Below are 403 nucleotides of genomic sequence, written 5' to 3' on the forward strand. Positions count from 1 at the left end.
AAAAACGCCTATTTCAACACATTTAAATATTATTATGGATACCACATTCTTTGGTCGGGAATTTGGTATTTTGGTGATAATGGATAGCGTGAGCGAAAAGGTCGTTTATCACCAACTGGTTAAGACCGAACGAGATGAGTATTACCACGTTGCATTAAATAGATTAAGAGAAAAAGGCTATATTATTCAATCAATTACCTGTGATGGGCGTCGTGGATTGCTTAGGGACTTATTCGATACCCCGACACAGATGTGCCATTTTCATCTCGTTGCAATGGTGATGAGAAAGCTCAGAAAAAAACATAAATCAGCGGCAGGAAAAGCACTCAAAATACTGGTTAAAACCCTCAAAGAAAGCACAAAAAATAATTTTTATCGCCATTTACACCTATGGTATTTAACT

The 403-nt window shown here is 36.7% G+C and carries 1 pseudogene; it reads left to right on the forward strand.

What is annotated here, in order from left to right:
* Window positions 1-403, forward strand: a pseudogene (locus A1D25_RS00855) (IS256 family transposase, variant Zn-binding type); the annotation flags it as partial.

Source organism: Ursidibacter arcticus, from assembly GCF_009761375.1.
GTDB lineage: Bacteria > Pseudomonadota > Gammaproteobacteria > Enterobacterales > Pasteurellaceae > Ursidibacter > Ursidibacter arcticus.